This window comes from Streptomyces sp. NBC_00328, assembly GCF_036139655.1.
Classification (GTDB): Bacteria; Actinomycetota; Actinomycetes; order Streptomycetales; family Streptomycetaceae; genus Streptomyces.
The window spans coordinates 4265045-4278856 of the sequence record NZ_CP108013.1; the positions used below are offsets into that span (position 1 = coordinate 4265045).

Sequence of the window (13812 nt, forward strand, 5' to 3'; positions counted from 1 at the left end):
TGAAATCTGCCCGTGCAGTCGAAAGGGTGCCGGAGGGGCTGGAATCCAGGACTGGAATCAGGGCTGGGGTCTGCCCCTCCGGTGAGGTGGCGGGTGGATCTACTGGTCCGAGGAGAAGCGGAGCGTTGCTGCCGGGATCTGGGCGTCGCACCAGACGCGGACTCCCTCGCGGAGTTCGTTGTCGGGGCCGACGACCGCGCCGTCGCCGATGACCGTGCCGGTCAGGATGGTGCGTTCGCCGATGCGGGCGCCCGCGCCGACGAAGGAGTCGGTGACGACGGCGCCGGGCTCGACGACCGCGCCGGCCAGGACCGTGCTGCCGGTGATCCGGGCGCCCTCGCCGATGCGGGCGCCCTCACCGACCACCGTGCCGCCGGTGAGCTTGGCGTCGGGGGCCACCGTGGCCGTGGGCAGGACCAGACGGTCGCCGCAGCGGCCGGGTACGGCGGGGGACGGAGCGCGCCCGAGCACCAGGTCGGCGGAGCCGCGGACGAAGGCCTGCGGGGTGCCGAGGTCCAGCCAGTAGGTGGAGTCCACCATGCCCTGGAGGTGGGCGCCGGTGGCCAGGAGCTCCGGGAAGGTCTCGCGCTCGACCGAGACCGGGCGGCCCGCGGGGATCGTGTCGATGACCGAGCGGCGGAAGACGTACGCGCCCGCGTTGATCTGGTCGGTGACGATCTCCTCGGGGGTCTGCGGCTTCTCCAGGAAGGCCGTGACGCGCCCGGTGGCGTCGGTGGGGACCAGGCCGAACGCGCGCGGGTCCTGCACACGGGTGAGGTGCAGGGAGACCTCCGCGCCCGTCGTCTCGTGGGCCGCCACCAGCGCCGGGATGTCCAGGCCGGTGAGGATGTCGCCGTTGAAGATCAGGACCGGGTCGTCGGGGCCCGAGTGCAGCCGGGAGGCCACGTTGCGGATGGCGCCGCCGGTGCCCAGGGGCTCCTCCTCGGTGACGTACTCGATGTGGAGGCCCAGCGAGGAGCCGTCACCGAAGTACGGCTCGAAGACCTCGGCGAGGTAGGAGGTCGCCAGCACGATGTGCTCGACACCCGCCGCGCGCGCCCGCGCGAGCTGGTGCGTGAGGAAGGGGACCCCGGCCGCCGGGACCATCGGCTTGGGGGTGCGCACGGTGAGCGGACGCAGCCGGGTGCCTCTGCCGCCGACCAGGAGGATCGCTTCTGTCACCTGTCGTCTCTGCTTCCTGCCGGGACCGGCCGAACTGTCTTTCGGCCGGCCAGTGTATGCAGACCGTTCGATGGCGCCCTCGATGGCCGTGCGGTGTCCTTCGACGGGCCTCTGCCGTGACTTCAGGTGATCTCCCCCGGCGCGGCCCGGCCGGTCCGCCGCCGGCCGTGCCGTTCCGGGGAGCCGTGCGGCGGTCTAACGGCCCTGGTAGCGGGCCGCGGTCGTCCTGGCGGAGCCGAGCTTGCCGTAGAGAAGCCGTCCGGGGCACTCCGTGGCGAACCCGTCCCGATGGCCGGAGATCACGTTCAGTCGTACGTTCTTTCCTTTTCGGTAGAGGTTGCCACCGGCCGACTTCAGGTATGTCTTGCCACGCGGATTGGCTCCGTACAGACCGAGTTTCCATGCCGTCAGCCGGGAGACGGCCTTGAGCGCGGCGTCGGTCGGCTTCGTGGCGCCGAACGTGCCGATCACGGCGATCCCCATGCTGTTCGTGTTGAACCCGCGGGTGTGGGCGCCCATGACCGCCTTCGCGACGCCTCCCGCGCGGCCCTCGTAGATGTTGCCGCACTTGTCGACGAGGAAGTTGTAGCCGATGTCGCGCCAGCCGCTGCTCACCACGTGATAGCGGTAGATACTGCGGATGATCGAAGGCACCTGCGAACAGGTGTACTTGTTGCCCGACGCCGTGTGGTGCACGAAGGCCGCCTTGACCGTCTTCGTGTAGAGGAAGCCGCGCTCGCGCAGATTCTCGTTCGCGCCCCAGCCGTGCCGCGTGATGATGCGGGGGCGCGGGCCGATGTACGGCGCCGTGCGCCGCTGGGCCGTGCCGTCGGAGGAGTACGTGCGCGCGGTCTCCTCGCGGGAGAGCGCGGGGATCACGGTGGACTTCGCACCGACGCCGTCCGTCACGCCCGCGTGCCCGCCCGGGCGCACGCTCTTGGCGCGCAGGCCCGAGGGCGCGCTCCCGGTCCGTCCGGCCGTCCGGGCGTCCCGGCTCGGGGGATCCCCTCCGGGATCGACCAGTTCGAGGCGCAGGCCGCCGGGCAGCGACGCGGCCGCGCGTCTGTCCTCGGGGCCGTATCCGGCGTCGTCCTCCGGTTCCGAAGCCTCCCCGGCGTCCCGCGCCGCCCGTTCCGCCTCGACGCGGACTTCGACGCCGTCCGAGTTCCCGACCCACAGGGGAGCGGTGGAGCCGTGCACCCGGCTCGACGCGCTCTCGGCGGTGTCCGGGTCGGCGGCGTGCTCGTCGTTGTGGGCCTCGACGTCCTGCCAGTCCGACCAGTCGCCGGTGGCGGCGGCCCGGGTACGGACCTGGACACGGCCGTTCAGCTCACTGCCCGGGTCGTCCCAGACGACGCCGACCAGGGAGAAGGGCCGTACGTTCCGGCGCGCGAGGCCCTGGGTCGGTGCGGCCGGGCCGAGAGACCGTTTACGGGTGAGGGGGACGAGGGGCAGGGACTGGGTGCTGCCGGGGGCGGCGACCTCCGATCTCAGCGTCGACGGCCCGGCCTTGGCCGGGGTGGCGGGCAGGGTCAGCGGAAGGGCGAGAGCGGCCGCGCAGGTGACGCCGACCGAGGAAGCAAGGAATCCACGCATGCTCCTGATCCTGAACATAGTCATACATATCTGTCCATCGCGGAATTGACGGACCGTCGGACGCGCTCCGCCGAACCGGTGGTGCGCGCGGCCCGTGCCGCGCGGCGTCCCCGCGTACGCTTGCTCGCGTGAAAGCCACCGACCGCACCCCTGCCGACCTGCTGCGATCCGCGCTCTCCGAGGACCCCGCACGTCCTTTGGTGACCTTCTACGACGACGCGACGGGCGAACGGGTCGAATTGTCCGTGGCCACCTTCGCCAATTGGGTGGCCAAGACCGCCAACCTGCTCCAGGGCGAGATGTCCGCCGAGCCCGGCGAGCGGGTCGCGCTGCTGCTGCCCGCGCACTGGCAGACGGCGGTGTGGCTGCTCGCCTGTTCCTCGGTGGGCGTCGTCGCGGATCTCGGCGGCGACCCGGCGGCCGCCGACCACGTCGTCGCGGGCCCCGGCCGGTTCGACGCCGGGCTCGCCTGTTCCGGTGAGCGCGTCGCCCTCTCGCTCGCGCCGCTCGGCCGCCGCTTCCCGACGCCGCCCGCGGGATACGCCGACTACGCCGTCGAGGTGCCGAGCCAGGGCGACCGCTTCGCGCCGTACGCGCCCGTCGACCCGGAGGAGCGGGCCCTGGTCGTCGCCGGGGCCGCGTACACGGGCGCGGAGGTCGTGGAGCAGGCCCGCGCCGACGCCCCGGGCCTGGATCTGACGGGCCCCGGTTCACGCATCCTGTCGGCCCTCTCGTACGACACCTGGGAGGGCGTGGCCGCGGGCCTGTACGCGCCGCTGGCGACCGGCGGGTCCGTGGTGCTGTGCCGCAATCTCGGCGGGCTGGACGACGACGCGCTCGCCCGGCGGATCGAGAGCGAGCGGGTGACCGCGACGGCCCGATAGGACGGGCCGGCAAGACGGGTCGGCGCGACAGGCCGGCAAGGGGTGTCCGTCTCCCGGCGGGGCTCTCGCGGGGTGGCCTCCGCGCCGGGGGCGTCGCCCGTTCGGCCCATCATCAACCCCCCTCACCTGCCGCGCCGGGACATGGTCGTAGGAACAGCCGGACCCGTTCGTACGCCATGAGGGGTGGTGGTCCCGACGTGACCGACACCGCGGGCACTCCCTCCGGAAGCCCGGAGGAGCAGGGGCGGGGAGCGTCGCCCACCGGGGCGGGACGCCGGCGGCGGCGCTGGCTGCGCTGGACGGCGACCGGGGTGAGCGTGGTGGTCCTGGGCGCCGTGGCGGTCGGCTGGGCCGCGTACGAGAAACTGAACGGGAACATCACGGCCGACAACGACACGGCGGCCGAGCTCGCCCGGTACGAGAGGGAACGGCCCACCGCGCTCGTGCGCGACGCGCAGAACATCCTGCTGATCGGGTCCGACTCGCGCTCAGGTGCCGGCAACAAGAAGTACGGCCGCGACTCGGGGACGGAACGGTCCGACACCACGATCCTGCTGCACCTCGCGGCGAACCGGCGCAGCGCGACCGCCATGTCGCTGCCCCGCGACCTGATGGTGGACGTGCCGGGCTGCCGGCGCCCCGACGGGACCCGCACCGACCCCATGTTCGCGATGTTCAACTACGCCTTCGAGGTGGGCGGCTCGGCCTGCACGATCCGGACCGTCGAGAAGCTCACCAACATCCGCGTCGACCACCACATGGTGGTGGACTTCCACGGCTTCAAGGACATGGTCGACGCGGTGGACGGCGTCGAGGTGTGCCTGCGCGAGCCGATCGACGACAAGGCGGCGAAGCTGAGACTGCCCGCGGGCAAGGTCGTCCTCGACGGCGAGCAGGCGCTCGGCTACGTGCGCGCCCGCAAGAGCATCGGCAACGGCAGCGACACCGACCGGATGGACCGCCAGCAGAAGTTCCTCGGCGCGCTGATCAGCAAGGTGCGCAGCGACGACGTCCTGCTCAACCCGGCGAAGCTGTATCCGGTGCTGGACGCGGCCACCTCGTCGCTGACCACCGACCCGGGGCTGGCGAGCCTGCGCGGCCTGTACGACCTCGTCCGCGGCCTGCGCGACATCCCCACGGACAGCATCCAGTTCCTGACCGTGCCCCGGACGTCCTACGTCCTCAACGCCAACCGCGATCAGCTCATGGAGCCCGCGGCGGCCCGCCTCTTCAAGCGGCTGCGCGCGGACAAGCCCGTCGTGGTCGCGAAGGAACCGCCGGCGCGACCCGCCCGGGGCCAGGCGCCGCATTCCGTAAGCCTGTACGGAAACTCTTTGCGCGATTACGAAGAGGAGTCGAACGGCGACGGAATGTCGACGGTTTCGACGGCAATAGGGGTTGCCCGCCTCTCCGGCACACCCGATCCGGCCCCGACTTTCCGAGGCAACACGGCGGCACAGGACGCCTGCGAGTAAAGCGCACACCAAGGCGGGGAACAGCTGAGCTAAGAAGTCTCTGAAAATAGGGCGGATTGCCCGGTTGTAGGAACGTTGAATTTGTCACGGCCGTCGCTGGACGCTGAACTGGGCGGATAGTGTGAGCGATCCGGTGCACCCGGCCACGAGGTCCGTCCTGGGGGTCGCGCACTGCTTGACCGAGACCCGAGCGCCTTTTAGGGGGAAAAGGGCGCCGCGTGGCCCCGACGGAGGATTCAGACAACCGTGGACGCGCAAGGCCGTGGGCGGGCGGACGACATCGACCCCGCAGACCAGTGGGTGCTCAACCCGAACACCGGTGAATACGAACTGCGACTGCCCCCTTCCGGAGCGCAATCGGGCGTGCCGCGACCGCGGAGGGGCTCACCCTCCGCGGCCACGCGCACCCGAGGCGCGCCGGGACGGGACCGCGCGGCACCGGGCCGGGACCGTGACGCACCGGGACGGGACCGTGAGGACCCCGGCCCCGACGTGCCGGGGCCGCGCCGTCGGCGCGCCGAGCCTCCTGAGCCCCTGCCGGGGCGCAGGCGCGGCCGCAAGGGGCCGCCCAAGAAATCGAAGGCGAAGAAGATAGTGCTCTGGACCGGCGGCACCATGGCGCTGGTCCTGGTGGCTGTCTCGGGCGCCGCGTACGCCTACCTCAAGCACCTCGAGGGCAATGTCCAGACCGAGGACGTCGGCGATTCCGCCAAGGACGGCTTCAGCAAGGACGAGGCCTTCAACATCCTCATCATCGGCACCGACAAGCGCACCGGTGCGGGCAACTCGGGATACGGCGACAAGAACAGCGTCGGGCACGCCGACACGAACATCCTGCTGCACGTCGCCAAGGACCGGACGAACGCGACCGCGATGAGCATCCCGCGCGACCTGATCGTCGACATCCCCGAGTGCAGGTCGAAGCAGGAGGACGGCACCGAGAAGGTCATCCAGCCTTCGGAGAACGTCCGCTTCAACACGAGCCTGGGCCAGGAGGGCCGGAACCCCGGCTGCACGATGGACACGGTCAAGGCGGTCACCGGCATCACGGTCGACCACTTCATGATGGCCGACTTCAACGCCGTCAAGACGCTGACCACCGCGGTCGGCGGTGTCGACGTCTGTCTCGCCAAGGACGTCGACGACGACGACTCGCACCTCAAGCTCTCCGCCGGCGAGCACACCATCGAGGGCGAGCAGGCCCTCGCCTTCGTGCGCACCCGGCACAGCTTCGGCAACCAGGGCGACCTCGACCGCATCAAGGTGCAGCAGCAGTTCATCGGCTCCCTGATGCGCAAGATGAGCTCCAGCGACACCCTCACCAGCCCCACCAAACTGGTCAAGCTGGCCGAGGCCGCCACCAAGGCACTCACCGTCGACACCGGCATCGGCAACGTCAACACGCTCAAGGACATGGCCCTGGAGCTGAAGAAGGTGCCGCCGAAGAACATCACCTTCACCACGGTTCCGGTGATAGACAACCCGGCCGAGAAGGTGCACGCCACGGTTGTCCCCAACCCGAACACGGCCCAGGCGGTCTTCGACGCGATCAAGAACGACGTCTCCTTCAGCGCCGTGAAGCAGAAGGAGAAGAAGGAGAAGGCCGCGGTGGCCGCCCGTCTCAAGGGCTCCCGTTCCGCCGCCTCCGAGATCCGCGTCGACATCTACAACGGCGGCGCCCAGTCCGGCTCCGCACAGGAAACTCTTAACTGGCTGCAGAATGATGAGGGCGTGCTCAAGTCCAGCCAGCTGGGCAACGCCGACGCACCGCTGAGCAAGACGACCCTGGAGTACTCTCCCGACCAGGCCGACCAGGCACGCAAGCTGGCGGATCTCATGGGGCTGTCCGGCTCGGCGATGAAGCCCGGCAAGAGCGAGAAGAACTCACAGGGGCTGCCCGCGATCGTGCTGACCCTGGGCAAGGACTTCAAGGGCGCCGGAGTGCCTTTGACCGCTGCGACGAAGGCGCCGGACGTGGAGAAGTCCACGGCGGACAAAACGGTGTGCGCGAAGTGACCTAACGGGTCCGTCAGGCGTCCTACAGGGCGCGAGCGGCTGTCCGGCCGGGCGTGGAAACGCCCGGCCGGACGCCCGACGGACCCGTTTGTCAGGCGCAGGGTGGGGAGAGGCTGGGAGATGGCGCGAAGCAGTGTGCGCGGGGAGGGAGCACGACCACGTGTCCCGCAGGCCGGCGAACTGGGCTGGGACGACAGCATGTACGAGGAGGGCGGCGACTCCGTCCGGACGGCGGACGGCGTCAGCACCCGGGCCGACGGCGACGGCACCGGTCCGCAGGGGCAGGGTCCGCGCGGCGGGGACGACGACGGACGGCACGGGACCACGGGCCGCCCCCGGCGCAGACGCCGAATACTGCGCTGGTCGGCGATGGTGCTGTCGGTCCTGATACTCGGCACCGCCGGTGCCGGCTATCTCTACTACCGGCACCTGAACAACAACCTCAAGCAGGAAGACCTGAACATCGGCGACGCGAAGGACCGCGCCGCGAAGTCGAAACCGAACGCGGCGGGCCAGACCCCGCTGAACATTCTCCTGATCGGTTCGGACGCCCGGAACTCCACCGAGAACCAGAAGCTCGGCGGCGCGAAGGACACCTTCGACACACCGGCCCGCGCGGACGTCCAGATGCTGCTGCACCTGTCCGCGGACCGCACCAACATGTCGGTCGTGAGCATGCCGCGCGACACCCTGCTCCAGATACCCAACTGCACCGACCCGGAAACCGGGAAGACCTACGCCGCGAGCTCGTCGCTGACGATGACGAACGACTCGCTGGGCCGCGGCGGCCCCGGCTGTACGGTCGCGACCTGGGAGAAGCTGACCGACATCCACGTCGACCACTTCATCATGGTCGACTTCGCGGGTGTCGTGTCGATGGCCGACGCGATCGGCGGCGTCCCCGTCTGCGTGGACGCCAACATCTACTCGCACACCTCCACGGGTCACGGCTCCGGACTCAAGCTCGAGAAGGGCACGACGTCCGTCAAGGGCAAGCAGGCCCTGCAGTGGCTGCGCACGCGGTACGGCTTCGAGGACGGCAGCGACATCGGCCGGACCAAGGCCCAGCACCAGTACATGAACTCGATGGTGCGCCAGCTCCGTGAGAACGCCACGCTGAGCAACCCTGGCAAGCTGCGCGGCCTCGCGGAGACGGCCACCAGCGCGCTGACCGTCGACCAGGGCCTGGGCTCGGTCACCAAGCTCTACGACCTCAGCAAAGAGCTGAAGAAGGTCCCGACCAAGCGCATCACCATGACCACGATGCCGTGGGTGTACTCCAGCGACGGCAACCGGGTGCTGCCCAAGCCGACGGACGCGGACAAGGTCTGGCGGCTGCTGCGCGAGGACATCGCGCTGGACGGCAAGGGCAAGAAGAAGCCCGCGGAGAAGACCTCCTCGGATCCGGCCGCGGCGGACGACAAGATCGCCGTGCAGGTGCAGAACGGCACCCGCACCAGCACGCTGGCCCCGGTGCCGGGACGCGCGAGCGCGGTGAGCGAGCTGCTCGTCGGCGAGGGATTCACGCAGGCGAAGGCCGACCCGTCGACGGTGACCACCGAGGCGGCCACGGTCATCCGCTACCCGAGCGCCGATCTGGAGGGTGACGCCCTGCGGCTCGCCAAGGCCCTCGGGATGTCGACCCACGCGGTGGAGAAGTCGGCGGACGTCTCCGGGGTCACGCTCGTCGTCGGCGCCGACTGGCGGGACGGTACGACGTACAAGGCGCCCGAGGACGACGACTCGGCGCCCGAGTCCGCGAAGCTCGACAAGGGCTCGGACACCAAGGCCTGCATGCACGTCAACCCGGACTACACCTGGTCGTAGCACCGGCCGACGGTAACCGGCCGACGGTAACCGGCCGACGGTGAAAGGCAGTTGGGCCCCTCTCGAAGTCGAGAGGGGCCCAACTCATGTCTGGTGGGACGGCGGCTCAGCGGGTCGCGCCGACGACCGCCGGCCGACGGGACGCGATGACCTTCTTCGCCAGGGACCTGGGGCTCGTCAGGAAGCCCCAGCCCCACGACATGTGCATCGTCGCGAGGGCCACGGGGATCTGGAGCCGGGCCTTCGCCGGCAGCCCCTTGCCCGCGGGCAGCGAGCCGAGTCCGATGGCCGCGAGATAGCCGGCCGGGACGATCAGGCCCCAGGGCGTCAGCACCGCGCCGACGACCACGCCCGCCGCGATCGCGCAGACGGCGGTCGGCGGGGCGAGGTAGCGCAGGTTGATGGAGCCCTCGTGGTAGCGGGCGACGACGTGCCGCCAGCGGCCGTAGTCCTTGTACTGCTTGGCCAGCGCCTTGACGGACGGCCTCGGCCGGTACGACACCCTCAGCTCGGGCGAGAACCAGATCAGTCCGCCGGCCTCACGGATCCGGAAGTTCAGCTCCCAGTCCTGGGCGCGGATGAACTCCTCGTTGTACCCGCCCTGCCGCTCCAGCGCCTCGCGCCGGAACACCCCGAGATACACGGTCTCGGCCGGGGCCGCCTCACCTCCCGTGTGGAAGGCCGCGTTGCCCACGCCGATCTTCGACGTCATGGCGGCGGCGACGGCGTGCTCCCAGTCGTTCTCGCCCTCGGCGTGCATGATGCCGCCGACGTTCTGCGCGCCGGTCTCCTCCAGGAGCCGTACGGCGGTGGCGATGTAGTTCGGGGACAGCATGCCGTGCCCGTCGACGCGTACGACGACGGGGTGCCGGGACGCCTTGATCGCGGCGTTCAGGGCCGCGGGCGTGCGCCCGGTCGGGTTCGGCACCGTGTGGACGCGCGGGTCCTCACGGACGAGTTCGGCGGCGATCTCGTCCGTCCGGTCCGTTGAGGGACCGATGGCGATCACGACCTCCATCTCGCCGTCGTACTCCTGCGCCAGGATCGCTTGGACGGCCCCGCGCAGATGCCGCTCCTCGTTGAGGACGGGCATGATCACAGAAACGGCGGGGGACCGCACGTCAGACTTCTCGCTCATCGGAGCTCACGTTACCGCGAACGGGGGACACAGTCGCGCGCCGCCCGGCGTAAGGACCGGGCCGCAGATCGTATGGGCCTACCGTGCACACGGATCCCCACGCCAGCGGAACGCGGCTCCGTCCCGCCCAGCGGAACGCTTCCCTCCCCCGTCCAGCCTCGCGGAGGTGTCCCCCTTGCCCACGCCGCCCCGCTCCCCCGTCCGCCCTCAGCGCCCCCCGCAGCCGTCTCCCGCGCGGCGTCCCGTCCGGCGCTCCGAAGGACGGCCCGTACGACCCGTACGGCGCAGGAGGCCACGCTGGGCCATGCGGGCGCTGACCACCGTCTCCGTGGTGGTCCTCGCCTCGGCGGGCATCGGACACGCGGTGCTGAGCAGCCTGGACGCGGACATCGCCCGGGTCGACCCGTTCAAGGACATGAAGAACCGGCCCGAGGGCGGCCACGGCATGAATCTGCTGATGGTCGGTACCGACGGCCGGGAGAAGATCACCGAGGCGGATCGGCGGAAGTACCGGCTCGGCGGCGCGCCCTGCCACTGCACCGACACGGTCATGATCGTGCACATCTCGGAGGACCGGGAGCGAGCCACCATCGTCAGCCTGCCGCGCGACTCCTACGCCGAGGCGCCCGAGCACACCGACGAGGTCACCGGCAGACGGCACGCCCCCCACCCCCTCAAGCTGAACGCGGCGTACGCGGAGGGCGGCCCGACCCTGACCGTGCGGACCGTCGAGAACATGACCCACGTGAAGATCGACCACTACATGGAGGTCGACTTCACCAGCTTCATGAAGACCGTCGACGTGCTCGGCGGCGTCCGTATCTGCACCGCGCAGCCGCTGAAGGACAGGTACACCGGCCTCGACCTGGCGGCCGGCCCGCATGTGCTGGGCGGCGGACAGGCCCTTCAGTACGTACGGTCCCGGCACACCGACGGCTCCTCCGACCTCGGCCGGATGAAGCGCCAGCAGCGCTTCCTGGCCTCACTCGTCTCCCAGGCCACGTCGTCCGGGGTGCTGCTGAACCCGATGAGGTTCCGGGACGTGACACGGGCGGTGCTGGGCTCGGTGCGGGCCGACAAGGGGTTCGGCACGGACGAACTGCTGGACCTGGGCCGGGCGATGCGGAACTTCTCCCCGTCCTCGTCCGAGTTCACGACCGTGCCGATCGGACAGATGGCCTATGCCGTCAAGGGCATCGGCTCGACCCTGAAGTGGGACGGGCCGAAGGCGAGGAAGCTGTTCCAGGAGCTGCGTGAGGACAAGCCGCTCGCCGCGCCCAGGGCCCCGCGGCCGGCGGCCGTCCGGGTCGCGGTGGCCCCGCAGCGGATCCGGGTCCAGATCGAGAACGGGACCTCCACGACGGGTCTCGGCAAGCGGGTCGACGGCGCGCTCGCCGCCACCGGCTTCCGGACGACGGGCCGGCCCACGACGGCCCCCGACCCCACGGTCCGGCGCACCGTCGTCGCGTACGACCCCCGCTGGGACCGCTCGGCGAAGTCCCTCGCGGCCGCGCTGCCCGGCGCCGAGCTGCGCGCGGTCCGCGGGCAGGGCCCGCTGCTGAAGGTGATCGCCGGTGCGGACTTCAAGCGGGTGACGCGGGTACGGGCCGACGATCCCGCTCAGGGCGAGTCCGGGGTGGTCACCGGAGACCAGGTGGTGTGCCCCTGACCCGGGATGGGTGATCCGAACGACAGGCCCTACTCGTCGAGACCTTCCGCCGCTCGCTTCTCGCGGAGTTCCATGATCGCGCGGCGGCGGGCCAGCCGGTGCGTACGGCGGATCTGCGCCTCCTGGAAGCGGCGCTCGTCCCGCTCGGTCTCGGTGATGACCGGTGGCACCCGGCGGGGCTTGCCGTCGCCGTCGACGGCGGCGAAGACGAGATACGCCGAACCGACCTGCTGAGGCGGGGTGGACTCGTTCCAGCGTTCGGCCAGGACCCGCACACCGACCTCCATCGAGGTCCGTCCGGTCCAGTTGACCTGGGCCTTCACATGGACCAGGTCACCCACGCGCACGGGTTCGAGGAAGGCCATCTCGTCCATCGAGGCGGTGACGGCGGGCCCGCCGGAGTGCCGCCCCGCCACGGCGCCCGCCGCGTCGTCGACGAGCTTCATGATCACGCCACCGTGCACCGACCCCAGAAGGTTCGTGTCGTTGTGGGTCATGATGTGGCTGAGGGTGGTCCGGGACGCGGAGGTCGGCTTGCCCGGGATGTCGTTTTCCGGGTTGGGGGCCTGGTCTGTCATGTCCTCCACCTTATGCCGGGCGCATGGCGGTCTCTTTGCATCAGGTCTGCAACAGGCGTGACCCAGATCTCCCTGCTCTCTTGTAAGGCGCCTGGTGGAGGGCGGCACACTGGTCGGCATGAATGATTGGCCCGACGGGTGGTCCGACGACAACCGCAGCAACCGCTACGGACGCGGCAGCGCAGGCGCACAGCCTGAGAGCGCCCGCGTCATGCGCCAGGTCCGCCGTGGGCCCGCCGCACCCGCACCGGGCCAGGGCGCGCCGCCGTACGGCGCCGGGGTGCCCCGGCAGCCCTCGTACGTCGACGGCCAGGGCCACGACGAGGGCCAGGGCTACGACAACGGGTACGACTCCGGCTACAACACCGGTCACGTGTACGGCAACGGGCCGGGAGATCCGCAGGGCCCCGGCGGCGGCGGTGACGCCTACCCCCGGCGCCCCGCGCCGAACTGGCGGCGCCGGATCAAGTGGACCGCGATCACGCTGGTCACCGCGCTGGTCGTGGTCTCCGTCGGAACGTACTTCTGGGCCGACTCCAAGCTCCACCGTGACGTGGATCTCTCCAAGGTCATAGACCGGCCGGAGACCGGCGAGGGAACGAACTATCTGATCGTCGGTTCCGACAGCCGCGCCGGCATGTCCGCCGAGGAGAAGAAGAAGCTGCACACCGGCTCCGCCGAGGGCAAGCGCACGGACTCGATGATGATCCTGCACACCGGCAGCAACGGCTCCACGCTGGTCTCGCTCCCGCGTGACTCGAACGTCACGATCCCGAAGTTCCAGGGTTCCGAGTCCGGCAAGATCAAGGGCCCGCTGGGCCCGAACAAGCTGAACGCGGCCTACGCGTTCGACGGTCCCACCCTTCTGGTCAGGACCATCGAGTACAACACCGGCCTGCACATCGACCACTACGTGGAGATCGGCTTCGCCGGGTTCGCGGGCATCGTCGACGCGGTCGGCGGCGTCGAGATGACGCTCGACCAGGGCTTCAAGGACAAGTACTCCGGCGCCGACTTCAAGGCGGGCAAGCAGACGCTGAACGGCGAGCAGGCCCTCGCCTTCGTCCGTACCCGGCACGCCTTCGCCGCCTCGGACCTCCAGCGCACCAAGAACCAGCAGAAGTTCCTGGCCGCCCTGGCCCACCAGGTCGCGACCCCCTCGACGGTCCTGAACCCGTTCAAGCTCTACCCGACGATGGGCGCGGGCCTGGACTCGCTGGTCGTCGACAAGGACATGAGCCTGTGGGACCTGGCCGACATGTTCTGGGCCATGAAGGGCGTCACCAGCGGCGACGGCACGTCCATGAACATGCCGATCTCCGGCTCCACCGGCGGCAACCTCGTCTGGGACAAGGCGAAGGTCAAGACACTCGTGGACGAGCTCAAGAACGACGAGAAGGTCACGGTGACAGGCAACTGACCCGTCACCGAACGGCGTTGACGGCGG

At 70.3% G+C, this 13812-nt stretch carries 10 protein-coding genes; 6 read left to right on the top strand and 4 right to left on the bottom strand.

The window, feature by feature from the left end; translation table 11 throughout:
• Positions 1 to 99: 99 nt before the first annotated feature.
• Positions 100 to 1182 carry an NDP-sugar synthase gene (locus OG485_RS18575; protein WP_328669457.1) on the bottom strand — a complete coding sequence of 361 codons (1083 nt, stop codon included), beginning with the start codon at positions 1180 to 1182 and terminating at the stop codon, positions 100 to 102.
• 195 nt (positions 1183 to 1377) lie between these two features.
• Positions 1378 to 2778, bottom strand: a complete 1401-nt coding sequence (locus OG485_RS18580) for a peptidoglycan recognition protein family protein (protein WP_328669458.1) — start codon at positions 2776 to 2778, stop codon at positions 1378 to 1380.
• Positions 2779 to 2906: 128 nt separating this feature from the next.
• Between OG485_RS18580 and OG485_RS18585 the strand changes: the two genes are divergently transcribed.
• From OG485_RS18585 to OG485_RS18600, 4 genes are all read left to right on the top strand, one after another.
• On the top strand, positions 2907 to 3662 hold the full coding sequence (locus OG485_RS18585; RefSeq protein ID WP_328669459.1) for a TIGR03089 family protein: 756 nt from the start codon (positions 2907 to 2909) through the stop codon (positions 3660 to 3662).
• Positions 3663 to 3859: 197 nt separating this feature from the next.
• Positions 3860 to 5137, top strand: a complete 1278-nt coding sequence (locus OG485_RS18590) for an LCP family protein (protein ID WP_443048722.1) — start codon at positions 3860 to 3862, stop codon at positions 5135 to 5137.
• Between the two features lie 246 nt (positions 5138 to 5383).
• Positions 5384 to 7153, top strand: coding sequence for an LCP family protein (locus OG485_RS18595; protein WP_328669461.1), 1770 nt, complete (start codon positions 5384 to 5386; stop codon positions 7151 to 7153).
• Positions 7154 to 7273: 120 nt separating this feature from the next.
• A complete protein-coding gene (locus OG485_RS18600) occupies positions 7274 to 8980 on the top strand; it encodes an LCP family protein (protein ID WP_328669462.1) in 1707 nt (568 codons plus the stop codon).
• A gap of 106 nt (positions 8981 to 9086) precedes the next feature.
• On the opposite strand, the gene OG485_RS18605 is transcribed toward OG485_RS18600, so the two are convergent.
• Positions 9087 to 10118 (bottom strand): glycosyltransferase family 2 protein, encoded by a 1032-nt coding sequence (locus OG485_RS18605; protein ID WP_328669463.1) that lies wholly within the window; start codon positions 10116 to 10118, stop codon positions 9087 to 9089.
• 175 nt (positions 10119 to 10293) lie between these two features.
• Here OG485_RS18605 and OG485_RS18610 point away from each other — a divergent pair, with 175 nt between their 5' ends.
• Positions 10294 to 11787, top strand: coding sequence for an LCP family protein (locus tag OG485_RS18610; RefSeq protein WP_443048723.1), 1494 nt, complete (start codon positions 10294 to 10296; stop codon positions 11785 to 11787).
• A gap of 29 nt (positions 11788 to 11816) precedes the next feature.
• Here the strand turns inward: OG485_RS18610 and OG485_RS18615 are convergent, their stop codons facing one another.
• Positions 11817 to 12365 (bottom strand): acyl-CoA thioesterase, encoded by a 549-nt coding sequence (locus OG485_RS18615; protein WP_326787373.1) that lies wholly within the window; start codon positions 12363 to 12365, stop codon positions 11817 to 11819.
• A gap of 118 nt (positions 12366 to 12483) precedes the next feature.
• On the opposite strand from OG485_RS18615, the gene OG485_RS18620 reads away from it, so the two are divergent.
• The gene (locus OG485_RS18620; protein ID WP_328669465.1) at positions 12484 to 13785 is read left to right on the top strand and encodes an LCP family protein; all 1302 of its coding nucleotides are present in this window, start codon (positions 12484 to 12486) and stop codon (positions 13783 to 13785) included.
• Positions 13786 to 13812: the final 27 nt, after the last annotated feature.